The organism is Pseudoduganella sp. OTU4001 (assembly GCF_038440195.1).
Lineage (GTDB): Bacteria > Pseudomonadota > Gammaproteobacteria > Burkholderiales > Burkholderiaceae_D > Rugamonas.
The window spans coordinates 11704-37977 of the sequence record NZ_JASATG010000030.1; the positions used below are offsets into that span (position 1 = coordinate 11704).

General features: G+C 63.7%; 23 protein-coding genes. 12 read left to right on the forward strand and 11 right to left on the reverse strand.

Annotated elements, in window-relative coordinates; all coding sequences use genetic code 11:
• Nucleotides 1-42: 42 nt before the first annotated feature.
• The 4 genes from AAHE99_RS21260 to edd are packed head-to-tail and all read right to left on the reverse strand — an operon-like array spanning nucleotide 43 to nucleotide 3470.
• Nucleotides 43-426 carry a hypothetical protein gene (locus tag AAHE99_RS21260; RefSeq protein ID WP_342119357.1) on the reverse strand — a complete coding sequence of 128 codons (384 nt, stop codon included), beginning with the start codon at nucleotides 424-426 and terminating at the stop codon, nucleotides 43-45.
• Nucleotides 423-926 (reverse strand): Rhs element Vgr protein, encoded by a 504-nt coding sequence (locus tag AAHE99_RS21265; RefSeq protein ID WP_342119358.1) that lies wholly within the window; start codon nucleotides 924-926, stop codon nucleotides 423-425. The genes AAHE99_RS21260 and AAHE99_RS21265 overlap by 4 nt, the downstream gene beginning before the upstream one ends.
• Nucleotides 926-1546: a bifunctional 4-hydroxy-2-oxoglutarate aldolase/2-dehydro-3-deoxy-phosphogluconate aldolase gene (gene eda / locus AAHE99_RS21270; RefSeq protein ID WP_057261271.1), complete on the reverse strand. Its 621-nt coding sequence runs from the start codon at nucleotides 1544-1546 to the stop codon at nucleotides 926-928. Before eda ends, AAHE99_RS21265 begins: the two co-directional genes overlap by 1 nt.
• A gap of 1 nt (nucleotide 1547) precedes the next feature.
• Complete coding sequence (gene edd / locus AAHE99_RS21275) at nucleotides 1548-3470, reverse strand: phosphogluconate dehydratase (protein ID WP_342119359.1); 1923 nt, start codon at nucleotides 3468-3470, stop codon at nucleotides 1548-1550.
• Nucleotides 3471-3661: 191 nt separating this feature from the next.
• Between edd and pgi the strand changes: the two genes are divergently transcribed.
• From pgi to AAHE99_RS21300, 5 genes are all read left to right on the forward strand, one after another.
• Nucleotides 3662-5311, forward strand: coding sequence for a glucose-6-phosphate isomerase (gene pgi, locus AAHE99_RS21280; protein ID WP_342119360.1), 1650 nt, complete (start codon nucleotides 3662-3664; stop codon nucleotides 5309-5311).
• The gene (locus AAHE99_RS21285; RefSeq protein ID WP_342119361.1) at nucleotides 5308-6201 is read left to right on the forward strand and encodes an SMP-30/gluconolactonase/LRE family protein; all 894 of its coding nucleotides are present in this window, start codon (nucleotides 5308-5310) and stop codon (nucleotides 6199-6201) included. Before pgi ends, AAHE99_RS21285 begins: the two co-directional genes overlap by 4 nt.
• 18 nt (nucleotides 6202-6219) lie before the next feature.
• Nucleotides 6220-7692, forward strand: coding sequence for a glucose-6-phosphate dehydrogenase (gene zwf / locus AAHE99_RS21290; RefSeq protein ID WP_342119362.1), 1473 nt, complete (start codon nucleotides 6220-6222; stop codon nucleotides 7690-7692).
• The gene (locus tag AAHE99_RS21295; RefSeq protein WP_342119363.1) at nucleotides 7692-8546 is read left to right on the forward strand and encodes an SIS domain-containing protein; all 855 of its coding nucleotides are present in this window, start codon (nucleotides 7692-7694) and stop codon (nucleotides 8544-8546) included. The genes zwf and AAHE99_RS21295 overlap by 1 nt, the downstream gene beginning before the upstream one ends.
• Nucleotides 8547-8682: 136 nt before the next feature.
• A complete protein-coding gene (locus tag AAHE99_RS21300; protein ID WP_342119364.1) occupies nucleotides 8683-9624 on the forward strand; it encodes a diguanylate cyclase in 942 nt (313 codons plus the stop codon).
• On the opposite strand, the gene AAHE99_RS21305 is transcribed toward AAHE99_RS21300, so the two are convergent.
• The 3 genes from AAHE99_RS21305 to AAHE99_RS21315 are packed head-to-tail and all read right to left on the reverse strand — an operon-like array spanning nucleotide 9621 to nucleotide 11583.
• On the reverse strand, nucleotides 9621-9896 hold the full coding sequence (locus AAHE99_RS21305; RefSeq protein ID WP_342119365.1) for a DUF4242 domain-containing protein: 276 nt from the start codon (nucleotides 9894-9896) through the stop codon (nucleotides 9621-9623). The two genes, AAHE99_RS21300 and AAHE99_RS21305, sit on opposite strands and share 4 nt — an antisense overlap.
• Before the next feature lie 59 nt (nucleotides 9897-9955).
• On the reverse strand, nucleotides 9956-11206 hold the full coding sequence (locus AAHE99_RS21310) for a D-amino acid dehydrogenase (protein WP_342119366.1): 1251 nt from the start codon (nucleotides 11204-11206) through the stop codon (nucleotides 9956-9958).
• Between the two features lie 2 nt (nucleotides 11207-11208).
• On the reverse strand, nucleotides 11209-11583 hold the full coding sequence (locus AAHE99_RS21315) for a hypothetical protein (RefSeq protein WP_342119367.1): 375 nt from the start codon (nucleotides 11581-11583) through the stop codon (nucleotides 11209-11211).
• Between the two features lie 80 nt (nucleotides 11584-11663).
• On the opposite strand from AAHE99_RS21315, the gene tal reads away from it, so the two are divergent.
• The 7 genes from tal to AAHE99_RS21350 all read left to right on the forward strand — a co-directional run bounded on the left by tal (nucleotide 11664) and on the right by AAHE99_RS21350 (nucleotide 22697).
• Complete coding sequence (gene tal, locus AAHE99_RS21320; RefSeq protein ID WP_342119368.1) at nucleotides 11664-12593, forward strand: transaldolase; 930 nt, start codon at nucleotides 11664-11666, stop codon at nucleotides 12591-12593.
• A 129-nt stretch (nucleotides 12594-12722) separates the two neighbouring features.
• Nucleotides 12723-13913 carry an efflux RND transporter periplasmic adaptor subunit gene (locus AAHE99_RS21325; RefSeq protein WP_342119369.1) on the forward strand — a complete coding sequence of 397 codons (1191 nt, stop codon included), beginning with the start codon at nucleotides 12723-12725 and terminating at the stop codon, nucleotides 13911-13913.
• 12 nt (nucleotides 13914-13925) lie between these two features.
• Nucleotides 13926-17072, forward strand: a complete 3147-nt coding sequence (locus tag AAHE99_RS21330) for an efflux RND transporter permease subunit (protein ID WP_342119370.1) — start codon at nucleotides 13926-13928, stop codon at nucleotides 17070-17072.
• Entirely contained in the window at nucleotides 17069-18517 is a 1449-nt protein-coding gene (locus tag AAHE99_RS21335) for an efflux transporter outer membrane subunit (RefSeq protein ID WP_342119371.1), read from the forward strand. The genes AAHE99_RS21330 and AAHE99_RS21335 overlap by 4 nt, the downstream gene beginning before the upstream one ends.
• Complete coding sequence (locus tag AAHE99_RS21340) at nucleotides 18517-19590, forward strand: patatin-like phospholipase family protein (protein WP_342119372.1); 1074 nt, start codon at nucleotides 18517-18519, stop codon at nucleotides 19588-19590. Before AAHE99_RS21335 ends, AAHE99_RS21340 begins: the two co-directional genes overlap by 1 nt.
• An 89-nt stretch (nucleotides 19591-19679) precedes the next feature.
• Nucleotides 19680-21482, forward strand: coding sequence for a methyl-accepting chemotaxis protein (locus tag AAHE99_RS21345; protein ID WP_342119373.1), 1803 nt, complete (start codon nucleotides 19680-19682; stop codon nucleotides 21480-21482).
• Between the two features lie 141 nt (nucleotides 21483-21623).
• Complete coding sequence (locus AAHE99_RS21350; RefSeq protein WP_342119374.1) at nucleotides 21624-22697, forward strand: hypothetical protein; 1074 nt, start codon at nucleotides 21624-21626, stop codon at nucleotides 22695-22697.
• A gap of 69 nt (nucleotides 22698-22766) precedes the next feature.
• Here the strand turns inward: AAHE99_RS21350 and hemW are convergent, their stop codons facing one another.
• From hemW to AAHE99_RS21370, 4 genes are read right to left on the reverse strand one after another with little or no spacing between them, the layout of a single operon-like run.
• Nucleotides 22767-24005 carry a radical SAM family heme chaperone HemW gene (gene hemW, locus AAHE99_RS21355; RefSeq protein ID WP_342119375.1) on the reverse strand — a complete coding sequence of 413 codons (1239 nt, stop codon included), beginning with the start codon at nucleotides 24003-24005 and terminating at the stop codon, nucleotides 22767-22769.
• Nucleotides 24002-24586 carry an RdgB/HAM1 family non-canonical purine NTP pyrophosphatase gene (gene rdgB, locus AAHE99_RS21360; protein ID WP_342119376.1) on the reverse strand — a complete coding sequence of 195 codons (585 nt, stop codon included), beginning with the start codon at nucleotides 24584-24586 and terminating at the stop codon, nucleotides 24002-24004. The genes hemW and rdgB overlap by 4 nt, the downstream gene beginning before the upstream one ends.
• Nucleotides 24587-24595: 9 nt before the next feature.
• On the reverse strand, nucleotides 24596-25324 hold the full coding sequence (gene rph / locus AAHE99_RS21365; protein WP_342119377.1) for a ribonuclease PH: 729 nt from the start codon (nucleotides 25322-25324) through the stop codon (nucleotides 24596-24598).
• Between the two features lie 7 nt (nucleotides 25325-25331).
• Nucleotides 25332-26264 (reverse strand): PP2C family protein-serine/threonine phosphatase, encoded by a 933-nt coding sequence (locus tag AAHE99_RS21370; RefSeq protein WP_342119378.1) that lies wholly within the window; start codon nucleotides 26262-26264, stop codon nucleotides 25332-25334.
• Nucleotides 26265-26274 lie beyond the last annotated feature (10 nt).

The window sequence follows — 26274 nt, forward strand, 5'->3', positions numbered from 1 at the left end:
TCCGACAAATGCAAAGTTTGCATCTTAGCAAATTATTGATCTTTAATGCAGCGCCACCCATCCCGCCAGCAGGCCGACGCCCAGGAACGGTATCCAGGAATAGTGTTTGCCGCGTGCGCCGACCAGCGACGTAGCGCCGTGGACCAGGAAGGTCAGCGCCACCACCAGCGCTATCGTGCGTGGGTTGGCGGGAGGATGCGCCAGCAGCAGCAACACGCCTGCCAGACCAAGCCAGGCCACCGTGGTCAGGTGCCATGCAAAACGCAAGATGCGCCTGGTGTAATCGCTGCTGCCAAAGATCTTCGGCAATTCGCAGCGCCGGAAGATCCGCTGCAGAAGGTAGCGTTCACCAAGATAAGAATGGCCCATGCCGACAACCAGCAACAGCAAGGCAGCCAAGTAGAGTGCGGCGGTATCGAGTGTCATGCCCGCGAGGATAGCACGCGTGGCAAATTGGCTGGCGACGCCGGATCGCGCAGGAAGTCGCGCAGCATATCGGCATACACGCCGACATCCAGCTTGTGCAGGCAGGACAGCGCAAAGTAATCGGCCAGCACTTCCGCCTGCGCCTCCATATTGAAGTCGCACAGCCGCAGCTCGGGCGACACCTCGTAGTCATAATCCAGTCCCAGCCGGATGGCGCCGCGCCACAGCACAGGATAGCCTAGCTGGTGCTGCCATACGTGCGCCATCTCGTGCATGAACCAGTGCTGCTCGCGCTCGGAAGCCTGCGAAAAGTCTTCGCGGTAGCGGGATACGTGGAAATACAGTTCGCCGTTGGGCGTGATGCAGACGTCTTTACGCTGCAGGAAGGGAAGGAAGCGGGTGTTATGGACGCGCACCCGCTTGTAGTCGATCGCGCTGCCGAACACCTGCCGGGCCAGCGCTATCTCGCCCGACGTCAACGGCCGGGCGATGATTTCCATCAGTGGCGCAGCGCGCTGGCTGCCTTGGCGATGGCGGTGATGCGGTCCCAGTCGCCGGCCTGCATGGCGTCTTTCGGGGTCAGCCAGGAGCCGCCCACGCACGCCACGTTTTTCAGCGACAGGAAGGCCGGTGCCGTGTCCTGCGAAATGCCGCCGGTCGGGCAGAACACTACATCCGACAGCGGGCCGGCAATTGCGTTCAGCATGCCCACGCCGCCCGCAGGCACCGCCGGGAACAGCTTGAGCTGCTTGAAGCCCTGTTCGCGTGCCTTCATCACTTCCGACGGGGTCATCACGCCCGGCAGCAGCGGCAGGCCGCTGGACTTGGCGGCGCCGATCAGCGCATCGGTCAGGCCCGGGGAGACGCCGAACACCGCACCGGCATCGCGCGCGGCGGCGAATTCTTCCGGCTGGGTCAGCGTGCCGACGCCGACGATGGCGCCTTCCACCTGGCTCATGGCGCGGATCGCGCCCAGGCCGTGCTGGGTGCGCAGGGTCACTTCCAGCACGCGGATGCCGCCCGCCACCAGGGCCTTCGCCAGCGGCACGGCATGGTCAGGGTCGTCGATCGCGATCACCGGGATCACGGCGGAAGTACGCATAATTTCAAGCAGGGTCATATCAGGCTTTCTTAGCGAGGAAGTCTTCATCGGAACCGGGCACGGTGTTGCCCACATTGTCTACGCCGTGCAGCGACACGGTGGTCTGGATCGGCGACGGCAGCGGGAACATGGTGGCGCCCTGCTCCGCCGCACAGACGCTGTGGCGGAACATGGAGAACAGTTCGCGGCCCATGCCGATCTGGTTCGGCGACAGGTCGGCCTGCGCCATCGAGCGGCCATGCCATACGTCGGACGACACCAGCGCTTCCAGCGTGCCGGTGGCGGCATCGAGGCGGATGATGTCGCCGTCGCGCACCAGGCCCAGTGGGCCGCCAGCCAGGATTTCAGGCGATACATGGATCGCGGCCGGCACCTTGCCCGATGCGCCGGACATGCGGCCATCGGTCACCAGTGCAACCTTGCGGCCGGCATCCTGCAGGTTGGCCAGCGCCGGGGTCAGGGCGTGCAGCTCCGGCATGCCGTTGGCTTTCGGGCCCTGGAAGCGGATCACGGCGACAAAGTCGCGATCCAGCTTGCCGGCCTTGTAGGCAGCCATGAAGGCTTCCTGCGAATCGAATACCAGCGCAGGCGCTTCCACCGTGCGGTGTTCTTCCTTGACTGCCGAAACCTTCATGATGGCGCGGCCCAGGTTGCCCTGCACCAGCACCATGCCGCCGTCTTTCGAGAACGGATCGGCGGCGCCGCGCAGCACCTTCTCGTCGGCGCTCTTGGCCGGCGACTCGCGGAACACTACACCGGTGGCATCGTCGTTCAGGAACGGCTCGGCGCAGTGCGCGCGCAGGCCCTTGCCCAGGATGGTGTTGACGTCGTCATGCAGCAGGCCGGCATCCAGCAGCTCCCGGATCACGAAACCGGTGCCGCCGGCGGCGTGGAAGTGGTTCACGTCCGCATCGCCATTCGGGTAGATTCGGCACAGCAGCGGCACCACGGCCGACAGCTCGTTGAAATCGTCCCAGTCGATCACCACGCCGGCCGCCTTGGCGATCGCCACCAGGTGCAGGGTGTGGTTGGTGGAGCCACCGGTGGCCAGCAGGCCCACCACCGCATTGATGATGGACTTCTCGTCGACGATACGGCCGACCGGCAGGTATTCGGCGCTCATTTCGGTGATCTGCGCCGCGCGCTGGGCAGCAGCGGCAGTCAGCGCATCGCGCAGCGGCGTGCCCGGGTTGATGAAGGCGGCGCCCGGCAGGTGCAGGCCCATGATCTCCATCAGCAGCTGGTTGGAGTTGGCGGTACCGTAGAAAGTGCAGGTGCCGGCGCCGTGGTAGGACTGGGACTCGCCTTCCAGCAGTTCTTCGCGGGTCGCTTTGCCTTGCGCATAGCGCTGGCGGATCGCCGCCTTATCCTTGTTCGACAGGCCGGAAGTCATCGGACCGGCTGGCACGAACACCGCCGGCAGGTGGCCGAAATGCAGCGCGCCAATCAGCAGGCCCGGCACGATCTTGTCGCATACGCCCAGGTACAGCACGGAATCGAACATATTGTGCGACAGGCCGATTGCCGCCGACATCGCAATCGCATCGCGCGAGAACAGCGACAGTTCCATGCCTGCCTGGCCCTGGGTCACGCCGTCGCACATGGCCGGCGTGCCGCCCGCGTACTGGGCCACCGCGCCGACCTTGCGTACCGCATCCTTGATGATGGCAGGGAAAGCTTCGAACGGCTGGTGCGCCGACAGCATGTCGTTATAGGCCGAGATGATGGCCACCGATGGCTGCTTCACTTCCTTCAGGATCAGCTTATCGTTCGCCGGGAACGCTGCAAAGCCGTGCGCCAGGTTGGTACAGGACAGGGTGCCGCGCTGGGTGCGGCCTTTGACGCGGGCCGCCTCCATGTGCGCCAGGTAGGCGGCGCGGGAGCTGCGGCTGCGCTGGGTGACGCGCGCGGTGACTTTTTCCAGGACTGGATGCAACGGCATGATCGTTCCTTTTCAATGAATTTCCGGAAATTTTACTACAAAATTTCCCGGCGCGAGCGCCAATGACGCGCCAAATTGCGCGAAATAACGCTGCAAAGCCCCTGAATCAGCCAATATGCGAAAAGATTTGTAGTGAATTTACCTGAATTTATTGTATAGTTAAGCACTACGATTCAACTTCACTGGACATTATGCGCCTGCCCGCCCTAACCTCCACTGCCGCCTACCAGGCCCTTGAAACCCACGCCCACGACGCCCGCGAATGGCATATGCGCCAGCTGTTCCAGAAGGATGCTGGCCGCTTCCCGCGCATGACCGTCGATGCGGCCGGCCTGTTCCTGGACTATTCCAAGAACCGCGCCGACGAAGAAACCATCAAGCTGCTGGTGCACCTGGCGCGTACCCGTGGCGTGGCTGAGCAGCGCGACGCCATGTTCGCCGGCGAAAAAATCAATATTACCGAACGCCGCAGCGTGCTGCACACCGCCCTGCGTATGCCGCGCGGCAAGTCGCTGAAGGTGGACGGCCAGGACGTCAGCGCCGACGTGCACGCAGTACTGGACCGTATCAAGGTCTTCACCGACAAGGTGCGCAACGGCGGCTGGCTGGGCTACACCGGCAAACCGATCACCGATGTGGTGAATATCGGCATCGGCGGCTCCGACCTGGGCCCGAAGATGGCGGTGCTGGCACTGCGTTCCTTCTGCCACCCGCGCCTGAAGATGCACTTCGTCTCCAACGTGGACGGCCACGATATGGAAGCCGCCCTGGCGCAAGTTAATCCGGAGACCACGATGTTCATCGTCGCCTCCAAGACCTTCACCACCGCCGAGACCATGCTGAACGCGCAGACCGCGCGCAACTGGTTCCTGGGCCGTGCGCGCGAAAGCGACCTGCCGCGCCACTTCGTCGCCGTTTCGACCAATACCGACGCGGTACGCAACTTCGGCATCGATCCGGAAAACATGTTCCCGTTCTGGGACTGGGTTGGCGGCCGCTACTCGGTGTGGTCGGCGATCGGCCTGTCGGTTGCGCTGGCCGTGGGCTTTGGCTACTTCCAGGCATTCCTGGAAGGCGCGCACGCCATGGATGAACACTTCCGCGAAGCGCCGCTGGAAGCGAATATGCCGGTGCTGCTGGCATTGGTCGGCTTCTGGAACCGCGAATTCCTGGGCGCCAGCTCGCTGTCCATCGCGCCTTACCACCAGGACCTGAACCGCTTCCCGGCCTACCTGCAGCAGCTCGATATGGAGAGCAACGGCAAGCGCGTGACCAAGACCGGCCAGCCGGTCGATACCGCCACCTGCCCGGTCGTCTGGGGCGAGTGCGGCACCAACGCGCAGCACGCCTACTTCCAGCTGCTGCACCAGGGCACCGACCCGACGCCGATCGACTTCATCGCCGCCCTGCGCGCGACGCACGACCTGCCGGGCCACCACGAAGCCCTGCTGGCCAACTGCTTCGCCCAGTCGGAAGCATTCATGAAGGGCAAGACCGAAGACGAAGTGCGCGCCGAACTGAAAGGCGCTGGCCTGTCTGCTGCGGAAATCGAAGAAATGGTGCCGCATAAGACCTTCCCTGGCAACCGCCCGTCCAACATGATCCTGATGGACCAGCTGACGCCTGCCACCCTGGGCGCGCTGATCGCGCTGTACGAGCACAAGACCTTTGTACAGGGCGTGATCTGGAACATCGCCAGCTTCGACCAGTGGGGTGTTGAGCTGGGCAAGGTGCTGGCCAAGAAAATCCAGTCCGAACTGGGCGGCAAAGTCGATTCCGAGTCGCACGACAGCTCGACCAATGGCCTGATCGTGATGGCCAAGGCGGCGCAGATCCAATGAGCAGCTACGAAATCAACGTCGCCTGCGATGCCACCATGACCGTGGGCGAAAGCCCGCTGTGGGCGCCCGACGAGAAAGCGCTGTATTGGGTCGATATCGAAGGCTTCGCCATCCACCGCCTGTGCACGGCCAGCGGCCAGCACGAGCAATGGAAGGTGGACAGCGAGGCGTCCTCGCTGGCGCGCGCCGCGCGCGGCGGCCTGATGGTTGCCCAGCGCCGCGGCTTCTCGCACTTCAATCCGGACACCGGCGAGATCAAGCTGGTGGCGGAAGCGCCGTTCGACCAATCCACCACCCGTTTCAATGACGGCAAGTGCGACGCGGCCGGCCGCTTCTGGTGCGGCACCATTTACGAACCGCGCGACAAACCGGCTGCCGAGATGTTCGTACTGGAACGCGGCCAGATCCGCAAGGTCTGGTCGGGCGGCATGACCAACTCCAATGGCCTGGGCTTCAGCCCGGACAACAAGACCATGTTCCACGCCGAGACCGCGAGCCACCGCGTGACGCGCTTCGCCTTCGACCTGCTGTCGGGCACCGTCAGCGATGAACGCGACGTGCGCCGCTTCAGCACCGACAAGAGCGCCCCCGATTACGGCGGCCGTCCGGACGGCGCGGCGGTGGACAGCGAAGGCAATTACTGGGTTGCCATGTTCGAGGGCGGCCGCATCCTCAAGCTCTCGCCGCAGGGCGACCAGCTGGACGAAATCCGCCTGCCGGTGCGCTGCCCGACCATGGTGGCATTCGGCGGCAACGACCTGCAAACCCTGTACATCACCACCGCCGGAAAACGCCCGGCGGAGGAACTGGCAGCCATGCCCCTGAGCGGCAAAGTGCTGTCGGTACGCGTGCCTGTGGCAGGCCGCATCGAACCTGCATATGTAGACTAACCTTTATTGAAGACGATTATGGCTCTCTCTGATTTCGACCTGGTTCTGTTTGGCGGCAGCGGCGACCTCGCAATGCGCAAATTACTGCCTGCTATGTTCAGCCGCGATGTATGCGGCGACCTGCCGCCGACCGCGCGCATCGTGTGCGTAGGCCGCCAGGAAAGCACCCAGGAAGAGTTCATCAATATGGTGACCACTACCTCGCGTCCGCACATCAAGTCGGCCACGGCGACGGACGAAAACTGGAGCCGCTTCATCGCCCGCATCACCTACGTCGCGCTGGATGCCACGGACGCCACAACCTACGAGGGCCTGGTTGACGCGCTGCGAAACGATCCCGCCATCACCCGCGTGTACTACCTGGCCACCCCGCCTGCCTTGTTCTCGCGCATCTGCGACAACCTGAAGGAAAAGGGCCTGGCCACGCCGAATTCGCGCGTGGTGCTGGAAAAGCCGCTGGGCCGCGACCTGGCCTCGGCCAAGCAGATCAACAAGGAGGTGGGCAAGGTCTTCGAAGAATCGCAGATCTACCGTATCGACCACTACCTCGGCAAAGAAACGGTGCAGAATCTGCTGGCCCTGCGCTTCGGTAACATCCTGTTCGAACCGCTGTGGCGCCGCGAATGGATTTCCGACGTGCAGATCACCATCGCCGAGAAGCTGGGCGTGGGCAACCGCATTGGCTACTACGACACCTCCGGCGCGCTGCGCGACATGCTGCAGAACCACCTGCTGCAGCTGCTGTGTATCGTCGCCATGGAACCGCCGACTTCGACCTCGCCGGACGCGGTGCGCGACTCCAAGCTGCAGGTACTGCGCTCGCTGAAGCGCTTCACTCCGACCACGCTGGCGCAGAACATCGTACGCGGCCAGTACCGCGCCGGCCACGTCGACGGCAAAGCCGTGCCGAGCTACCGCGACGAACCGGAAGCACCGCAGAATTCGCGCACCGAGACCTTCGTGGCGATGAAGGCCGAAATCGACACCTGGCGCTGGGCCGGCGTGCCGTTCTACCTGCGCACCGGCAAACGCATGGCCGACGGCCTGGCAGAAATCGTGGTGCGCTTCAAACAGATCCCGCACTCGATCTTCAACCAGCCGACCTCCAGCTTCCAGCCGAATTCCCTGGTGATCCGCCTGCAGCCGGACGAAGGCCTGCGTATGAACCTGATGGCCAAGACCCCGGGCGAAGGCATGCGCCTGAAGCCGGCCGAGCTGGAACTGGACTTCCGCGAAACCTTCAAGGCCCCGCGCATGGATGCTTACGAGCGCCTGCTGCTGGACGTACTGCGCGGCCAACTGACCCTGTTCATGCGCGGCGACGAGCTGGAAGCGGCATGGGAATGGGTCGAACCGATCCTGAACAACTGGGAACAGGACGACACGGCGCCGCTGCCATACGCCTCCGGCACCTGGGGCCCGGCAGCCGCCAGTGCCCTGATCGGCCGCGACGGGCTACAATGGCGCGAAGAAGCCTTACCTGAAGACTAATGCTGCTCGACTCCATCCGCACCCAGCTCGACTCGCTCTCCAAATCGGAGCGCAAGGTCGCGCTGGCGGTGCTAGAAAATCCGGCCCGCACCGTGGGCGCCAATATCACTGCGCTGGCCAAGAGTGCGCAGGTGTCCGAACCGACCGTGGTGCGCTTCTGCCGCACGCTCGGCTACGACGGCTGGCACGAATTCAAGCTGAAGCTGGCGCAGGGCCTGGCGCTCGCCCTGCCCGGCCTGAACGACCAGCCGGCGCAGGATGATTTGGCCTCCGACCTGGTGAACAAGATCTGCAGCCGCTCGATCAACACGCTGCTGGACTTGCGCAACAACCTGAATGCGGAACCGGTGCAGAAAGCGCTCGACATCCTGTCGCGCGCCCGCAAGATCGAGTTCTACGGCCACGGCACTTCCGGCATTGTCGCAGCGGATGCGCAGCACAAATTCTTCCGCTCCGGGGTACCGACCGTAGCGTATGCCGACCCGGCGATCCACAGCATCTCCGCCGCCCTGCTGCACGCGGGCGACGCCGTGGTAGCGATCTCCCAGCGCGGCAACAGCCCTGCCCTGGTGCGCTCGGCCAAGCTGGCGAAGGAAGGCGGCGCCGACGTGATCGTCCTCGCCCCCTCGGGCACCCCGCTGGCGGAAGCCGCGACAGTACTGATCCCGATCGACCTGATATTCAACACCGACCCCTACACCCCGATTTCCGCCCGCCTGGCCTACCTGGTGGTGATCGACGTCCTCGCCGTCGGTCTGGCCTTGAAGCGCGGCCCCGAATTCCGCAAGAAAATGCAGAACGCCCAGAAAGCCCTGCAGGAATTCGACATGCAGTTCGACTCCTTCATCGGCTAACAACAGTCGAGCCCGTGTCCACCTTGGGGTCAGGCTCTTTAGTAGACACGAGCTCTGCCGCCCATGCGGCAGAGTTCGTGTCCACTAAAGAGCCTGACCCCAAGGTGGACACGGGCTGTGCCGTATAATCGGCGGCATGCAAGAAACTACCCTCTTCGGCCGCGTGCTCGGCCTGGCCAATCTTGGCTTGATGGTGCTGGATTCGGACCAGCGTATCGTCTTTTGGAACCAGTGGCTGGCCAGCCGCTCGGGCATGGCGGCGACCCGCATGCAGGGTTTGACGCTGCTGGAGGCTTTTCCGGAACTGTCCGGGCAGCGCATCGAGCAAGCACTGCATACTGCGTTGGCGAATAACCTGCCGTCCGTCCTGCCGCAGAATCAGAACCGTTCGCCCTTCCCGCTGTTCGCAGCCGGCACTTGGGGCGGTGAGCGCATCGAACAGGCCGTCACCCTGACGCCATTCAATGAAGAAAAAGAGCGCTTTTGCCTGGTCGAGGTGGCGGACGTCAGCAATACCGTCGGCCGCGAACGCCTGCTGCGCGGCCAGGCCGAGGCCCTGCGTGCGCAGTCGTATGTGGACGGCCTGACCGGCATCGCCAACCGCCGCCATTTCGACGTGGCGCTGGACCGCGAACTGCGCCGCGCCCACCGCCAGGGCACCCAACTGTCGCTGCTGCTGATGGATATCGATTCCTTCAAGGCCTATAACGACCATTTCGGCCACCAGCAGGGCGATGCCTGCCTGACCCTGGTGGCGGAAGCCTTCGCCTCGCGGCTGCAGCGCCCGGCTGACCTGGCGGCACGCTACGGTGGCGAGGAATTCGCTGCCGTGCTGCCGGACACCACGCCCGAGCAGGCTGTCCAGCATGCGGAAGTCATCCGCGCTTACGTGGAATCGCTGCAGATGGCGCACGCGCCCAAAGCCGTGCATCCGCACGTCACCCTCAGCATCGGCGTGGCCAGTTTCGACAAGGAACGTCTGAACGACGCCAAGTCACTGCTGGAGGCGGCCGACCGCGCGCTCTACACCGCCAAGCGCGAGGGCCGCAACCGCGTCATGGTCGAACAGCCGGCCTAACCCTTGTAGAAGTAAGGGTCGAGCTCTGTCACCGCTGTGATCTTATCCACCGGCAGGTGGTTCAACTCGGCCGTTTCGCGGATCGCGTCGGGCGACGGTGCTTCGTACAGGCAGTAGGTTTTGCGCAGGTCGTCGCTCACATAGGAATGGATCCAGGTGACGCCGCTCTGGGCATTGGTGCCGATGACGCCCTCACAGGCCTTGGCGCCGTCCGCCGTGATAGGGATGTGCAAGCCTTCCGGGAAAGTGCGTTCAACAATATAGCGGGGCATGATGGCCTCCTTCAGGTGTGGCGGCCGCTGCCGCCATTCTTCACCTTAGACCATAAAACTCAGGCGGCCAATGGTGTGCGGTTCTGCAGTGCGCACGCCGCTTCCACCTGCGCGGCGATCAGCTCTGCCGTGGCGGCGGATAGGGTCCAGCCAAGGTGGCCGTGGCCTGTGTTGTAGAACACGCCTGGCCGCTTGCCGGGCCCTACGCGCGGCACCAGATTGGGCATCATCGGGCGCAGGCCGGCCCACGGCACCACCTGGCGTGTACTGACGCCGGGGAAGCATTGCTGCACCCAATCCACCAGCGGCGCGATACGGTCGGCGCGGATGTCGCGGTTGTGGCCATTGAACTCGGCCGTTCCCGCCACCCGCAGGCGGTCGGCGCCCAGGCGGCTGGTCACCAGTTTGGCGGCATCGTCGACCAGGCTGGCGTGCGGCGCCGCGGCACGGCTGGCAGGGCCGTCCAGCATGACGGTGATCGAGTAGCCCTTCACGGGATAGACGTTGACCCGGTCGCCCAGCATGGCGGCCAGGGCGCGGCTGGCCGTGCCGGCGCAGATCACCACGGCGTCGAAATCCGCCGCCCGCTGCGGGCCGTCGCCGTCGCTGGCGTAGGCGACGCGCACGCCGCCAAGTGGCTGCAGGCGCCGGACGTCGGCGCCGTACACCATCCGCACGCCGCGCCGTTCGGCCGCCTGCGCCAGGCCGACGGTGAACTTATGGATATCGCCCGTACTATCACTTTCGGTAAAAAAACCACCATAGAACTGCCCCGCCAGCGCAGGCTCGATCGCCTGCATTTCGAGCGGCGTGACAGCGCGCCGTTCCAGGCCGCCCTGCGCCAGCAACCGGCTGACCCGGGCCGCATGCTCGAAGCCCGCCTTGTCGCGGCAGACGTGCAGGATGCCCTGCTGCCGCTGGTCGAACTGGATACCCTCCTCGCGTGCCCAGCCGAACAGGTGTGCGCGGGCTGCAATCGCCAGCCGGGTACAGGCAACAGTATTTGATTCGTAATGGGGAATGGCCGCCAGGAATTCGGCGAACCACGACAACTTATGCCAGCTCGGCATAGGATTGACCAGCAAAGGCGCATCGCCACGCAGCATCCACGCCAGCCCCTTGCGCACGGTCGACCAGCTATTCCACGCCTCCGCATTGGAAGCGGAGAGCTGGCCGCCATTGGCGAACGAGGCCTCCAGCGCCGGATAGCGGTGACGCTCGAACAGCGTCACCTGCAAGCCGCGCCGCGCCAGGGCATAAGCCGTTGTGACGCCGGTAATGCCGCCGCCGATGACTGCGATGGAAGGCACGCCTACTGCACCGCCACCTTGCCGTGCGAAGCGGCGCCAGTCGCGCCCAGCACGCCAGCGATCAGCAGCACATACCACAGCGCACCCGTACCGCCGCGCAGGGCCATCAAGGCGGTGGCGTCGGCCACCAGGGCAACCGCGCACCCCAGCGCCAGCAGCAGCAACGCAATCGACACCCCAAACGACAGCACGCGGAAGTTGGCCACGCGCGCCCCGGTGGCGAACATCAGGTAGCCCACCACGCTGAACAGGGGGAACATCAACCACAGTGAAGCGCTTGCTTCCAATCCGCCCACACCCAGTTGCGCCATGACCAGCGCAGTGCCAGAAAACAAGCCCAGCGCCAGGATCAGCGCTCCAATAATTGCCAGGACCATGACGGCCTCCTCAAAACTCAAGATGTGGAAATGTAATAGTACAATAGGTTCTTTTCGTCCCTAACGTTTCCAGGACTGCAATGAACCAGCTCGAACAGCTCAAGCAATACACCACCGTCGTTGCCGATACCGGCGATTTCCAGTCGATCAAGGCCTACGCGCCGCAAGACGCCACCACCAACCCGTCGCTGATCCTGAAGGCGGTGCAGAAGGATGAGTACAAGCCGCTGCTGGAAAAAGCAGTGCGCGACAACCCAACCGCCTCCACCGGCGAGATCATCGACACGCTGCTGATCGCCTTCGGCACCGAAATCCTGAAGTACGTACCAGGCCGCGTATCGACCGAAATCGACGCCGCCCTGTCCTTCGACGTGGCCGGCAACGTCGCCAAGGGCCGCGAACTGATTTCCCTGTACGAAAAAGCCGGCATCCCGCGCGAGCGCGTACTGATCAAGATCGCCTCCACCTGGGAAGGCATCCGCGCTTCCGAGCAGCTGGAGAAGGAAGGCATCCGCACCAATATGACCCTGCTGTTCTCCCTGTGCCAGGCGATCGCCTGCGCGGAAGCGGGTTCGCAGCTGATTTCCCCGTTCGTCGGCCGTATCTACGACTGGTACAAGAAGTCCACTGGCATCGATTACCAGGGCGCCGAAGATCCGGGCGTGCAGTCGGTCAAGCGCATCTACAACTACTACCGCAAGTTCGGCTACAAGACCGAAGTGATGGGCGCGTCCTTCCGCAACACCAGCCAGATCCTGGAACTGGCCGGCTGCGACCTGCTGACCATTTCGCCGGACCTGCTGCAAAAGCTGGCCGACACCCAGGGCGCGGTCGAGCGCAAGCTGAACCCGGCCGATTCCGGCACCGCCGTCAAGATCTCGGTGGACGAAAAGACCTTCCGCTTCATGCTGAACGAAGACGCGATGGCGACCGAAAAGCTGGCCGAGGGCATCCGCGCCTTCGTTGCTGATTCCAACAAGCTGAAGCAGATGATTTCGGCAATGCGTTAAGCATTTCCCGCTTCGCTACAAAAGGGCGCTTCGGCGCCCTTTTTTGTCATTTGATACTGTACAAAACGTTACAATTGACAGTGATATACAATTTTCGGCGCAGTCCCACCCCACAATAAGAGACGCCCAATGAAACCTGTATTGCGCCCCCTGCCCCTGGCGGCAGCCGCCCTGACGCTTACCCTCGCGGCCTGCGGCGATAAAAAGGATGCCAACAAAGCTCCTCCGCCACCTCCCACCGTTTCCGTCATCACCGCCACCGCAGGCGAAGTCACCGTCACCAATGAGCTGCCGGGCCGCGTCGAGGCTTCGCGCATTGCGCAGGTACGGGCGCGCACGCCGGGCATTGTGCTGCAGCGCGTGTTCAGGGAAGGGGGCGATGTACGGGCCGGCGAAGTGCTGTTCCGTATCGATCCGGCGCAGTTCCAGGCCAATGTGGATAGCGCGGATGCGGCGGTGGCGCGGGCCGAGGCCAACCTGGCCCAGGCCGACCTGAAAGCGCGCCGCTACAAGCCGCTGCTGGCGGCGCAGGCGGTCAGCCAGCAGGAGTACGACGATGCGGTGACGGCACAGAAGCAGGCCGGCGCCGAGCTGCAATCTGCCCGTGCGGCACGCAAGAATGCGGGGCTGACGCTGGGCTATGCCACCGTGACCGCGCCGATCTCCGGCCGCGTGGGCCGTGCGCTGGTGACGGAGGGTGCGCTGGTTGGGCAGAACGAGGCCACGCCGATGGCTACCGTGCAGCAGCTCGATCCGATCTACGTCACCATCACCCAGTCCTCGGCGGAGCTGCTGCGCCTGAAGCAGGCGCTGGCCAAGGGCACGCTGAAGAGCGCAGGCAAGGACCAGGCACGCGTTACCCTGTTGACCGAGGATGGCCAGGAATATCCTCGTCCCGGCAAGCTGCTGTTCTCCGATGTGGCGGTGGATGAATCGTCCGGCGCGCTGTCGATGCGGGCGGAATTCCCGAATCCTGACCGCACCCTGCTGCCGGGCATGTATGTGCGCGCGCGCCTTGAGCAAGGCGTCAACGAGGCGGCCATCACGGTGCCGCAACAGGCCGTGGTGCGCGGTGCGGAAGGCGCGTCGGTGCTGGTGGTCGGCAGCGAGAACAAAGTCAGTTCGGTGCCGGTCAAGGCCGATGCGGCGGCCGGCGGCAAATGGGTGGTCAGCTCGGGCTTGAAAGGCGGTGAGCGCATCATCGTGGAAGGCTTCCAGAAGACCAAGCCTGGCGGCACCGTCAATCCGGTGCCGTGGAAAGGCCCGGCAGCATTGCCCGCTGGCGCCACGCCTGCGGCATCCGCCCCGGCGGCCAAGTAAAGGGGCCGCCAGATGGCAAAATTCTTTATCGACCGCCCCGTCTTCGCGTGGGTGATCGCCCTCTTCATCCTGCTGGGCGGGGCGTTGGCGATTACCGTGCTGCCGGTGGCGCAATACCCGACCATCGCACCGCCTTCCATCGTCATCAGCGCCGCCTATCCAGGCGCCTCGGCGCAGGTGCTGGACGACGCCGTCACCTCGGTGATCGAACAGGAGATGAACGGCGCCGATGGCTTGCAGTATGTTGAGTCGCAAAGCGATTCGAACGGTTCCGTCAGCATCACCGTCACCTTCCAGCCCGGCACCAACCCGGACCTGGCGGCGGTCGATGTGCAAAACCGCATCAAGCGCGTCGAATCACGCCTGCCGCAAGCGGTGATCCAGCAGGGCGTACAGGTCAACAAGGCGCGCTCCAATATCCTGATGTTCGTCGGCGCCTCGTCCACAGACGGCAGCATGGATACCACGGCCATCGGCGACTACCTGGCCCGTAACGTGGTCAACGAAATCAAGCGCCTGCCGGGCGTCGGCCAGGCCGAGTTGTTCGGCACAGAGCGCTCCATGCGTATCTGGGTCGACCCCGACAAGCTGACCGGTTACAAGCTCAATATGAGCGATGTGACCACCGCCATCCGCCAGCAGAACGTCCAGGTGGCGGCCGGCACGGTGGGCGACCTGCCGAACCAGCGCTCGCAAACCTGGTTCGCGCCCGTCGTGGTGACGGGCCAGCTGACTTCCGTCGAAGAATTTGGCCGGATCGTGCTGCGCGCCAACCGCGATGGCTCGCTGGTGCGGCTGCGCGACGTGGCGCGCCTGGAACTGGGCGGCGCCAGCTACCGCGTCAGCGCGCGGCTGAACGGCGAGCCGTTTGTCGCCATCGCCGTGCAGCAGTCGCTGACCGGCAATGCGCTGGCCACCGCCAACATCGTGCGCGAGAAGATGGACGAGCTGCAGAAGTACTTCCCGCCCGGCCTGAAGTACACCGTGCCTTACGATACCTCGCTGTTCGTCAAGATCTCCATCGAGGAAGTGGTCAAGACCCTGCTCGAGGCGGTGGCGCTGGTGTTCCTGGTGATGTATATCTTCCTGCAGAACTTCCGCTACACGCTGATCCCGACCATCGTGGTGCCGATTGCCTTGATGGGCACCTTCGCCGCGATGCAACTGTTCGGCTTCTCGATCAACGTGCTGACCATGTTCGGCATGGTGCTGGCAATCGGCATCCTGGTCGACGACGCCATCGTGGTGGTGGAAAACGTCGAGCGCATCATGAGCGAGGAAGGCCTGTCGCCGCGCGATGCGACGCGCAAGGCCATGTCGCAGATTACCGGCGCCATCATCGGCATTACGCTGGTGCTGATCGCGGTGTTCATCCCAATGGCCTTCTTCGGCGGCGCGGTGGGTGCGATCTACCGCCAGTTCTCGCTGGCGATGGTGGCCGCCATGGCCTTCTCGGCGCTGATGGCGCTGTCGCTCACCCCGGCGCTGTGCGCCACCATGCTGAAGCCGGTGCAGGCTGGCCATGCACATGCCAAGACCGGCGTGTTCGGCTGGTTCAACCGCGGCTTCGCTTCCACGGCGACGCATTACCAGGGCTGGGTGGCCAAGATCCTCAAGCGCACGGGGCGCTTCATGCTGGTCTTCGCGGCGCTGCTGGGCATTGTGGCCTGGCTGTACGTGCGCCTGCCCTCCTCTTTCCTGCCGAATGAGGACCAGGGCTATATCATCGCCAACGTGCAGTTGCCGCCGGGTGCGGCGCGCGGCCGTACCGAAGCGGTGCTGGCGGAAGTGGATAAGTATTTCCGCAGCCAGCCGGGTGTGGCGCGCACCATTGCGGTGGCGGGCTTCAGCTTCTCCGGCAGCGGCCAGAATGCGGGCCTGGTGTTCGTGCCTTTGAAGGACTGGAAGGAGCGCGGCCCTGACCAGTCGGCCGAAGCGATTGCCGGCCGTTCCTTCGGCGGGCTGGCGCACATCCAGGATGCGCAGATCTTTGCTTTGAGCCCGCCGCCGATCCGCGAACTGGGCAACGCTACCGGCATCACGGCGCGCTTGCAGGACCGGGGCGGTCTGGGTCACGAGGCGCTGCTGGCGGCGCGTAACCAGCTGCTGGAACTGGCGGGCAAGAGCAAGGTGTTGACCGGCATGCGTCCGGAAGGCCTGGAAGACGCGCCACAGATGCAGGTGGATGTGGACCGCGAGAAGGCCAATGCGCTGGGCGTGTCCTTCACCGACATTTCTGCGACGCTGGGTACGGCGCTCGGTTCGTCTTATGTGAATGATTTCGCCAACAGCGGCCGCCAGCAGCGCGTGATTGTGCAGGCGGAGCAGGCGCGCCGTATGCAGCCGGAAGATATCCTGCGGCTGCAGGTGCGCAGCAATAGCGGGACGATGGTGCCGTTTGCCTCCTTCGCCACCACGCGCTGGGTGACGGGGCCGATCCAGCTGCTGCGCTATAACGGCTATCCCGCCTATCGCCTGAGCGCCAACGCGGCGCCGGGCTATTCGACCGGCGAGGCGATGGCGGAGCTGACCAGCCTGGCCGAGCAGTTGCCGCCGGGCTTCGGTATCGAGTGGACCGGGCAGTCGGCCGAGGAGCGTTTGTCAGGTTCGCAGGCGCCGATGCTGTTTGCGCTGTCGCTGCTGGCGGCTTTCCTGGTGCTGGCGGCGCTGTATGAGTCGGAGTCGATTCCGGTGGCGGTGCTGCTGGTGGTGCCGCTGGGCGTGCTGGGTGCGCTGCTGGGCGCCCACCTGCGCGACTTGCCGAATGACGTGTACTTCAAAGTGGGCCTGATTGCGATCATTGGATTGTCGGCCAAGAATGCGATCCTGATCATCGAGTTTGCCAAGGATTTGCAGGCGCAGGGCATGGGGTTGATCGAGGCGACGCTGGAGGCGGTGCATTTGCGCTTCCGGCCGATCATCATGACTTCGCTGGCGTTTATCCTGGGCGTGCTGCCGCTGGTGATCGCCTCCGGCGCTGGTTCGGCTTCGCAGCGTGCGATCGGTACTGGCGTGATGGGGGGCATGATTACCGCGACCGTGCTGGCGGTGTTCCTGGTGCCGGTGTTCTTTGTCGTGGTGCGCCGCATCTTCAAAGGCAGCGAACGCCAACGCCGCCTCGCCGCGCATGAACTGGATTTACCGGAGCAAAAGCCATGATGACGTCCTTCCCCCGCGCCGCCGCGCTGCTCCTGTGCGGCGCGATCTCCGGCTGTTCGATGGCTCCTGCCTACCAGCGCCCCGCCGCGCCAGTGTCCGACGCCTTCCCCGCCACGCCAGCCGCCGCTGGCGCAGCCGGCGCGCCGTCCAGCGACGCGCCATCCGCCGCCGACACGGCTTGGCGCGCGTTCTTCCCTGATGGCCGCCTTCAGCAACTGATCGCCACAGCGCTTGAAAACAACCGCGACCTGCGCATCGCCGCCCTGCGCATCGAAGAAGCGCGCGGCGCCTACCGCATCCAGCGCGCCGACCGCCTGCCGACGCTGAACGCCTCGCTGTCCGGCTCCCGCAGCCGCACGCCAGCCTTCGCCGCCGCCAATGGCCAGTCGCAGGTCAGCGAGCGGTACGATGCTGGCCTTGGCATCTCTGCCTTCGAACTGGACTTCTTCGGCCGCGTGAAAAGCCTGAGCGACGCTTCACTCGCCAGCTATCTCGCCACTGAGGAGGCCCAAAAAGCCGCGCAAATCAGCCTGGTGGCGGAAGTCGCCAAGGCCTACTACACCGAACGCGCCCTCGCCGAGCAGCAGGCGCTGGCCGAGCGCACGTACGACGCCCGCAAGCGTACCTTTGACCTGACCCGTCAACGCGTTGAAGGCGGCGCATCCTCACGCCTTGACCTGCGCTCCAACGAGCAGCAGATGGAAACCGCCCGCGCCGCAGCGCTCAGCCTGGCCCGCCAGCGCACGCAAGCCGCCAACGCCCTCACCCTCTTGGTCGGCCAGCCGCTGCCGCCCGCTGGCGGCGCGCCGTACGCCGGCGCTGCCGCGCAGCAGGCGGCGGACGCTCAGGCCGACGCGATGGCCCAGCTGACGGCCGGCCTGCCCTCCGACCTGCTGGCCAACCGCCCCGACATCCGCGCCGCCGAGCAGCGGCTGAAGGCGGCCAACGCCAATATCGGCGCCGCGCGCGCCGCCTTCTTCCCGCGCATCACGCTGACCACAGCCATCGGCAGCGCCAGCCGCGAATTCAGCGGCCTGTTCGACAGCGGCAACGACACCTGGAGCTTCGCCCCGCAACTGGTGCTGCCGATCTTCGACACCGGCCGCAACCTGGCCAACCTCGACGTCAGCCACGCCCGCAAGAACATTGCCGTCGCCGACTACGAGAAAACCATCCAGCAAGCCTTCCGCGAAGTCGCAGACGCCCTGGCAGCGAGAACCTACCTCGCCGAACAGGTCGCCGCCCAGCGCGCCGTGCAGGACGCCCAGGCCGAACGCCTGCGTCTATTACAATTACGCTTTGAGAACGGCGTCGCCAGCTCGCTCGACGTGCTCGACGCCCAACGCGAATTGTTCAGCGCAGAACAGGCCCTGGTCCAGGCTCGCCTGCTGCGCACAACCAGCGCCATCGACCTGTATCGCGCGCTTGGAGGAGGTTTGAAGTAGTGGATTCACCAATCAGCATCCGGCTCGGCCAGCGCGCCCGCCAGCGCATCGAACGCGAGGGCCTGCAGGCTGCCGACATCGCCATCATCCCCGCCGCAGCGGGCGGCCCCAAGGGCCTGATCCTGAACGGCATCGACCAATGGATGTTCGGCGAGTGGCTGAAACAGGCGCCGCGCCAGCGCCGCCTGATCGGCGCCTCGATCGGCGCCTGGCGCATGGCAGCATCCGCCTTCCACGACCCGGTCGCCGCGCACCGCCGCCTGGCCCACCACTACGCCCACCAGACCTACCCGGCGAAAGTGGATGCCGCCTACGTCAGCCGCACCATCCGCAGCTTGCTGGACAGCGTGCTGGATGGCCGTGGCGAGGAAATGCTGACCAACCCCGATTACCGCCTGTCCGTCATCACAGTGCGCGGCATCGGCCCGCTGGCCGAAACGCGCGGCAGCCGCTGGCGCGAAATCGCCGGCTTCCTGCGCGCCGCCGCCGGCAACACCGTCTCGCGCAGCCGCCTGGCCAGCGCCATGGAGCGCGTCGTTTTCCACGACGTGCGCGACGATGCCGCCTGGCTGCGCACCAGCTTCGACGCCTTCGCCTCGCACTTTGTCGGGCTGTCGGAACAGAACCTGCACTCCGCCCTGCTGGCCTCCGGCTCCATCCCGCTGGTGCTGCAAGCCGTCAGCGGCATCCACGGCGCACCGCAGGGCGATTACTGGGACGGAGGCCTGATCGACTACCACCTCCACCTGCCCTACCAGCGCGACGAAGGCCTGGTGCTGTACCCGCACTTCACCGACCATATCGTGCCGGGCTGGCTGGACAAGTCGATGCCTTGGCGCCGCGCCCGCGACAGCGCGCTGGAAAACGTGATCCTGGTCTCCCCTGCTCCAGCCTTTGTTGCCCGCCTGCCGAACCGCAAACTGCCCGACCGCAGCGACTTCAAACACTATGGACAGGACCACGCCGCCCGCATCCGCGACTGGACCTACGCCATCGGCGAAAGCCAGCGCATGGCCGACGCCCTGGCGCAATGGGCCGAAAAACCCGACCTGCGCCTGGCCCAGTCCTTCTGACCCGGCAGCACCTGTTGCAGTCCTGCAACGACATGTCAAGGCTGCACTATTCAGGCGCATACTAGTCTTCCAACCTCCGGGAGGCATGTATGCAATTCCTGACGCAACTGCGCATTGGGCCCCGCCTGGCAGCGGGTTTCGGCATCGTCCTGCTACTGTCCGCACTGGGCACCGGCTACGCCCTGTACCATTCCAACGACACCGCCAACGCCACGCGTGCCATGATGGACCGCCCGCTGGCCAAGGAGCGCATCGTGTCGGACTGGTATGTGCTGATCTACTCGGCCATCGCCCGCACGCACATGATCGCGCGCAGCAGCGACGGCGAACTGTCCAACACCTTCGCCACGGTCATTGCCGACAGCAGCAAGAAAGGCGGCGAGTTGTTCAAGTCGATCGAGGCCCTGCTCGACTCGGACGAGGAACGCAAGATCTATAACGATGCTATCGCGCTGCGCGCCAAGTACCAGGACGCGAAGAACCAGGTGATGAATGCCAAGACGTCGGGCGATTCCGCCGCCGGCGAACGGCTGTACCGCGACGTGTTCGACCCGTCCGCCAGGGCCTACCAGGACAAGGTCAAGGAGCTGTTGGCGCAGCAGCGCAAGGCCATCGATGCCACGGCGGCCGCCATCGATGCGGCCCACCAGCGCAGCACCAGGCTGATGATCACGCTCAGCATCCTGATGCTGGCCTTCGGCGCCTGGGCGGCGTGGATCATTTCGCGCAGCATCACACGGCCGCTGAACTCCGCGCTGGGCATCGCCAATACCGTGGCCGAAGGCGACCTGACCACACGCTTCGACGAGCAGACGGCGCGCGACGAGATCGGCGATCTGATGAAGGCCTTGCGTGGCATGAACGACGCGCTGCGGCGCGTGGTGAGCCAGGTGCAGACCGGCACCACGGCGATCGCCAGTGCTTCCAGCGAGATCGCATCCGGCAACCTTGACTTGTCTTCGCGCACCGAGCAGCAAGCCAGCTCGCTGGAGGAAACCGCATCCTCGATGGAGGAGCTGACTTCGACCGTGCGGCAGAACGCCGACAACGCCAATCAGGCCAACCAGCTGGCGCAGGCCGCCTCCGACGTGGCCGCGCGCGGCGGCGAGATTGTCGGCCAGGTGGTGGAGACCATGGGCTCCATCGATGCTTCCTCGCGCAAGATTGTGGACATTATCGGCACCATCGACGGCATCGCTTTCCAGACCAATATCCTGGCTTTGAACGCTGCGGTGGAAGCGGCGCGTGCGGGCGAACAGGGGCGCGGGTTCGCGGTGGTCGCCTCCGAGGTGCGCAACCTGGCGCAGCGTTCGGCCGCTGCGGCGAAAGAGATCAAGGAACTGATCGACAATTCGGTGATGCAGGTGAACGCGGGTACCTCGCTGGTACAGCAGGCCGGGACCACCATGGGCGAGGTGGTGACCAGCGTGCGGCGCGTCACCGACATCATGGGCGAGATTACGTCCGCCAGCCGTGAGCAGAGCGTCGGCATCGACGAGGTGAATCAGGCGATTGGGCAGATGGACCAGGTGACGCAGCAAAATGCCGCACTGGTGGAGGAAGCTGCGGCTGCAGCGGCCAGCATGCAGGAGCAGGCGGCGCAGCTGGCGCAAGTGGCCGCATCGTTCAGGCTTGGCACGGAAGCTGTGGCACGCTGGAGCGCGCAGCCGCGCCAGCAGGCGGCGGCGGAGGCGGAGGCCGCTGTGGCGCCGCCGCAGCAGCGGCTCGCCGCGCCGGAGCAGTGCGCCAAGCCACGCACTGCTGCACGGGCCGCAGCCCCCCGCGCCAGCGACAACGCTAACCGCAGCCAAGCGGCACACGGCCCGGAGCGCCGCAGCAAGACCGAGCGTCGCGCGCCTGCTGCCAGCAACGACGAATGGGAAGAGTTTTAACCGGAAAGTGCCTTTTTCCTACGTATCAATTGGATACAACGCATTCATTCATTCAGCACAACTTTCGCATTTCTTGTTAATATCAAAATGTAATGCCAGGTTACTTATGGCAAACTACTTTTTGAAAGAAATCGAAAAAAAATGTCAGAGAATCCTAAACCTTGGGGATCAAACTTTGTTGTTGGTGCAGACCACAACGGTCAAAAAATTGCACAAATTTATACAAAAGGTGTCGACTATTGCATTTATCGCTTTGAGGGTCACGATGGATTCCGATACTCCTGGAGCCACGTTAACAAAAACAAAGCGAACTCTGAGCTTCTTGATCGCGCAATTAGAAGGTTCGAGCTTTTAGTGAATAAAGCTCAGAAGAGGTTCAAACGCGTCCATATCGACACGATCAACTCAGCTGAAATTAGCGCTTTACGTAGCATTTTCAGAGCAAACTACGAGTCTGAAATAGACCAAATCCTCGCGGACCTTGATTCCGAAATCAATGATACTCCAGCGGTTGCACGTACCCTTGGGGTAAGCAAAGATTACTGCGTTTGGATGAATAAGGAGAACAATGTCAGCTATCGAATAAGAGAAGGGTCAGAATTTGAACAAGTGACAGCTGAATATACGCGGATCAAGGCGTTAGCTCATGCACTACTTCCTGACAAACATCTCGCTCCATTTTATACGCGTCTTGGCGCGGCTTTGGTTGTGGCATGTAAAAACAAGGATAGGCAAAACGTTGCCGACATCTTTTCCCCACTGGAGAGCTTGCTGAATGAATTGGTACAAAATGAGCTCAGAACTAAGCTTATCCTTATTACTGTAGCTCTCTCAGCAATATTGATTGGAGTTGGCCTCCTCGTGTTTTACAACATCGCAATGCCAAACTTCCTGAAACTAGGTACAGTCGCGGCTACTGCCGGAGTAGCTGGCGCTCTCATTTCTTTCTTGGAGCGCTCCAAGAAAGCTGACATACGAATTAATGACCTGCCAGTCCTAACAATTCTTGGAAGCACATGCAGGGTCGGGCTTGGTGCATTATTCGGAGTTATTGCTTTTTCCGCCACTGAGATCGGATTGGCCTTTTCAGTATTTAAGGGCAATAGCTATGGGCTCCTTCTACTTGGTGTGGCAGCCGGGTTCAGCGAACGCTTAATTCCTGACATGCTAATCTCTATTGCGAAAGACACGCCCAGCAAAGAGAGCACCGTCTAAAATTTCGCGCACGACAGCCGTTGAGTACTAATGCGGATTTTGAACACCGAGGACGACAATTCCGAAAGGTTAAGCAAGAAACATCTGCTGCAGGTCGTTCAGGAAGCGCTGGCCTAATTCGGTCGGTTTGATCAGCATATGGTCGCGGTACAGCAGGCCTTTGGCCTCGGCCGCGTTCAGCTGCTTCTCGATGGCGTTGAGCGCCACGCCGGTACGTTCGGCAAACAGGTTCGGCTCAAAGCCATCCTGCAGGCGCAAGGTGTTCAGCATGAACTCGAAGCCCATCTCATCGCGCGCCAGTTCGCGCTCTTCCTGCACCGGATTGCCGGCGGCCACAGCGTCCATATAAGACTTGGGCTGCTTGAAGCGCGCCTGGCGCAGCACACGGTGCGGGAAGGACAGCTTGCTGTGCGCACCCGCGCCGATGCCCAGGTAATCGCCAAACTGCCAGTAGTTCAGGTTATGGCGCGCCTGGTGGCCCGGCTTGGCGTAGGCCGACACCTCGTAATGGCCGTAGCCATTGGAGGTGGTCAGCTCCGCGATCATGTCCTGCATATCCGCGCTCAGGTCGTCGTCCGGCAGCTGCGGCGGATACTTGGCGAACACCGTGTTCGGCTCCATCGTCAGGTGGTACAGCGACAGGTGCGGCGGCTTGAAGCCGATGGCGGTTTCGATATCCTGGCGCGCCTGTTCGAGCGACTGGTTCGGCAGCGCATACATCAGGTCCAGGTTGAAGTTATCGAAATTCGCCAACGCGATTTCCACCGCGCGCTTCGCCTCGCCGTCATCGTGGATGCGGCCCAGCGCCTTCAGGTGCTCGCTGTTGAAGCTCTGGATACCGATCGACAGGCGGTTGATGCCGCTGTCGCGGTAGGAACGGAACTTCTCCGCCTCGAAGGTGCCAGGATTGGCCTCCATCGTGATTTCGCAGGCGCCGTCCAGCGGCAGCAGGCTGCGCAAGTCCGACATCAGGCGGTCCATGCCGGCCGCCGACATCAGGCTCGGCGTGCCGCCACCGATGAAGATGGTGTAAATCTTGCGCCCCCAGATCAGCGGCAGCGACATTTCCAGGTCGCGCCGCAGCGCGTCCAGGTATTCCTGCTCGGGTACTTCGCCCTTCGCTTCATGCGAATTGAAATCGCAGTAAGGGCATTTGCGCACGCACCACGGCCAATGGATGTACAGCGAAAGCGGCGGCAAGGCCTGCAGGTTCAGCGCGCCCGGGCGCAGGTAGGTTGCAGCGACGCCGGCGGCGCTGTCGATGGTGCGGCTTGGTACGGCAATGCCGACCGGCTTAATCGGGATCATTTCAACTTCTCAACCAGGGCACGCAGGGCCTGGCCGCGATGGGACAGGCGGTTCTTCTCATCGGCAGCCAGTTCGGCCACGTGCTTGCCGAGCGCAGGCACCAGGAAATACGGGTCGTAGCCAAATCCGCCCTCGCCGCGTGCCTCCGGACGGATCTCGCCATTCCAGCGGCCATCGGCAATCACCGGCTGCGGATCGTCGGCATGGCGCACGAATACCAGCACGCAGTAATAGTAGGCCGACTTATCGGCATGCGCCGCCAGGTCGGCGATCAGCTTTTCGCTGTTGCGCGCATCCGATTTCGGCTCGCCCGCGTAACGCGCCGAGTACACACCCGGCGCACCGCCCAGCGCATTCACGCACACGCCCGAGTCGTCCGCCAGCGCCGGCAAGCCGGTCAGGCGAGACGCATGGCGCGCCTTGGTCAATGCATTTTCGACAAATGTATGGAACGGCTCTTCCGCCTCCGGCACGTCGAATTCGGCTTGCGGGTGGGCGGTCAGGCCAATGGTCGAGAGCAGCTCGTTGAATTCCTTCAGCTTGCCCTTGTTGTTTGATGCGAGAACGATTTTCTGGGTCATGACGCTATTTTACAGGCCGAGCGCCTGCTTCTGCAGTTTGACCAGGTCGCGGATGCCGCCTTCGGCCAGGTCCAGCAGGCGGTTCATGGCGGCGCGGTCGAAGGCTGCGCCTTCGGCGGTGCCCTGCACTTCCACGAAGGCGCCGGCGTCGGTCATGATCACGTTCATGTCGGTATCGCAGTCCGAATCTTCCAGGTAGTCCAGGTCCAGTACCGGCACGCCTTGGTAGACTCCGACCGAGATCGCCGCCACGAAATGCTTGACCGGGATGGTCTCGATGGCGCCGCGCGCCTTCAGCTTGGAGAAGGCGTCATACGCCGCCACCATGGCGCCGGTGATCGACGCGGTGCGGGTGCCGCCGTCAGCCTGGATCACGTCGCAGTCCAGCTGCAGGGTGCGTTCGCCGAAAGCTTCCAGGTCGAAGGCAGCGCGCAGCGAACGGCCGATCAGGCGCTGGATCTCCTGGGTGCGGCCGCTCTGCTTGCCCTTGGCTGCCTCGCGGTCCATGCGCGAATGGGTGGAGCGCGGCAGCATGCCGTATTCCGCCGTCATCCAGCCCTGGCCCTTGCCCTTCAGGAAGCCAGGCACCTTCTCTTCGATGCTGGCGGTGCAAATCACCTTGGTGTCGCCGCACTCGATCAGCACTGAACCTTCAGCGTGCTTGGTGTAGTCGCGGGTGATGCGGATATTGCGCAGCGCATCGACGGCGCGGCCACTTGGGCGGTTCACAGAGCTCATGTAATTCCTATTTCAATAATTGGGAGGATTTCTCGATGGCGCCGCGGATTTCCGCGATCGCCTTTTCAATTTCGTCGTCGTCGAACACGTCGACTTCGGTCTTGGCGCCGTGGATGGTGGTGCTCACCACATCCTCCGGCAGCGCCTCGGTCGAAATCACGGTCGAACCGGCATGCGTGGTCGGTGTGCCGTCCGACACCAGCTGTCCCTGCCACACGATGGCCAGCGCCGTCACATTGTCGCTATGCTCGCCGGCGCGGCGCAGCGCGGTCGCCAGCATGTCCGGCACCGCCCGCACCACGGTCTGGGTGGTCAGCATCTGTACCAGCTCATCATCGGTGACAACCGACCACAGGCCATCGGAACACAGCATCAGCGAATCGCCCGGCAGCAGGTTGGAGCGGCCGGAAATCTCGATGCGCGGCGCACTGCCCGCCCCCAGGCAGGAGAACAGCTTGTTGCGGTCCGGGTGAGTATTTCGGGCCGAAGCCGGAATCAAACCCTTCTCGATCATGTTCTCCACATGCGAATGGTCGCGCGTGCGGCCATGGATCTGCCCATTGCGCACCCAGTACAGGCGCGAGTCACCGCAATGCGCCCACACCGCCGTATTGTGCTGCACCAGGCAGGCAACAACTGTGGTGCGCGGCGACTCCGGCATATTGTGGGCCGCCGTGTATTTATGGATCTCATGGTGCGCCGACTGCAACGCCTCTTCCAGGAAGCGCTCCGCCCCCTTCACATAAGGCGTGGCCTGCTGCTGGAACATCTTCGAAATGGTGCTGGTGGCGATGGTGGCGGCGATCTCGCCGCGCGCGTGGCCGCCCATGCCATCGGCCAGCACCAGCAGCAGCGCGTCGCGCGTGAAGCTGTAGCCCATCCGATCCTGGTTGACCTTACGGCCGCCAATATGCGTTTCCTGATAAACGGCGAATTGCATGGCGTGCCCT

What these genes read in the sequence shown, in the direction of transcription:
- AAHE99_RS21300 (WP_342119364.1), top strand. Translation starts at nt 8,683, where the DNA reads ATGCAAGAAACTACCCTCTTCGGCCGCGTGCTCGGCCTGGCCAATCTT.
- edd (WP_342119359.1), bottom strand. Translation starts at nt 3,470, where the DNA reads ATGCCGTTGCATCCAGTCCTGGAAAAAGTCACCGCGCGCGTCACCCAG.
- AAHE99_RS21335 (WP_342119371.1), top strand. Translation starts at nt 17,069, where the DNA reads ATGATGACGTCCTTCCCCCGCGCCGCCGCGCTGCTCCTGTGCGGCGCG.
- AAHE99_RS21350 (WP_342119374.1), top strand. Translation starts at nt 21,624, where the DNA reads ATGTCAGAGAATCCTAAACCTTGGGGATCAAACTTTGTTGTTGGTGCA.
- AAHE99_RS21305 (WP_342119365.1), bottom strand. Translation starts at nt 9,896, where the DNA reads ATGCCCCGCTATATTGTTGAACGCACTTTCCCGGAAGGCTTGCACATC.
- AAHE99_RS21260 (WP_342119357.1), bottom strand. Translation starts at nt 426, where the DNA reads ATGACACTCGATACCGCCGCACTCTACTTGGCTGCCTTGCTGTTGCTG.
- AAHE99_RS21315 (WP_342119367.1), bottom strand. Translation starts at nt 11,583, where the DNA reads ATGGTCCTGGCAATTATTGGAGCGCTGATCCTGGCGCTGGGCTTGTTT.
- tal (WP_342119368.1), top strand. Translation starts at nt 11,664, where the DNA reads ATGAACCAGCTCGAACAGCTCAAGCAATACACCACCGTCGTTGCCGAT.
- AAHE99_RS21330 (WP_342119370.1), top strand. Translation starts at nt 13,926, where the DNA reads ATGGCAAAATTCTTTATCGACCGCCCCGTCTTCGCGTGGGTGATCGCC.
- AAHE99_RS21285 (WP_342119361.1), top strand. Translation starts at nt 5,308, where the DNA reads ATGAGCAGCTACGAAATCAACGTCGCCTGCGATGCCACCATGACCGTG.
- AAHE99_RS21345 (WP_342119373.1), top strand. Translation starts at nt 19,680, where the DNA reads ATGCAATTCCTGACGCAACTGCGCATTGGGCCCCGCCTGGCAGCGGGT.
- AAHE99_RS21325 (WP_342119369.1), top strand. Translation starts at nt 12,723, where the DNA reads ATGAAACCTGTATTGCGCCCCCTGCCCCTGGCGGCAGCCGCCCTGACG.
- rdgB (WP_342119376.1), bottom strand. Translation starts at nt 24,586, where the DNA reads ATGACCCAGAAAATCGTTCTCGCATCAAACAACAAGGGCAAGCTGAAG.
- AAHE99_RS21370 (WP_342119378.1), bottom strand. Translation starts at nt 26,264, where the DNA reads ATGCAATTCGCCGTTTATCAGGAAACGCATATTGGCGGCCGTAAGGTC.
- zwf (WP_342119362.1), top strand. Translation starts at nt 6,220, where the DNA reads ATGGCTCTCTCTGATTTCGACCTGGTTCTGTTTGGCGGCAGCGGCGAC.
- AAHE99_RS21265 (WP_342119358.1), bottom strand. Translation starts at nt 926, where the DNA reads ATGGAAATCATCGCCCGGCCGTTGACGTCGGGCGAGATAGCGCTGGCC.
- hemW (WP_342119375.1), bottom strand. Translation starts at nt 24,005, where the DNA reads ATGATCCCGATTAAGCCGGTCGGCATTGCCGTACCAAGCCGCACCATC.
- pgi (WP_342119360.1), top strand. Translation starts at nt 3,662, where the DNA reads ATGCGCCTGCCCGCCCTAACCTCCACTGCCGCCTACCAGGCCCTTGAA.
- AAHE99_RS21295 (WP_342119363.1), top strand. Translation starts at nt 7,692, where the DNA reads ATGCTGCTCGACTCCATCCGCACCCAGCTCGACTCGCTCTCCAAATCG.
- rph (WP_342119377.1), bottom strand. Translation starts at nt 25,324, where the DNA reads ATGAGCTCTGTGAACCGCCCAAGTGGCCGCGCCGTCGATGCGCTGCGC.
- eda (WP_057261271.1), bottom strand. Translation starts at nt 1,546, where the DNA reads ATGACCCTGCTTGAAATTATGCGTACTTCCGCCGTGATCCCGGTGATC.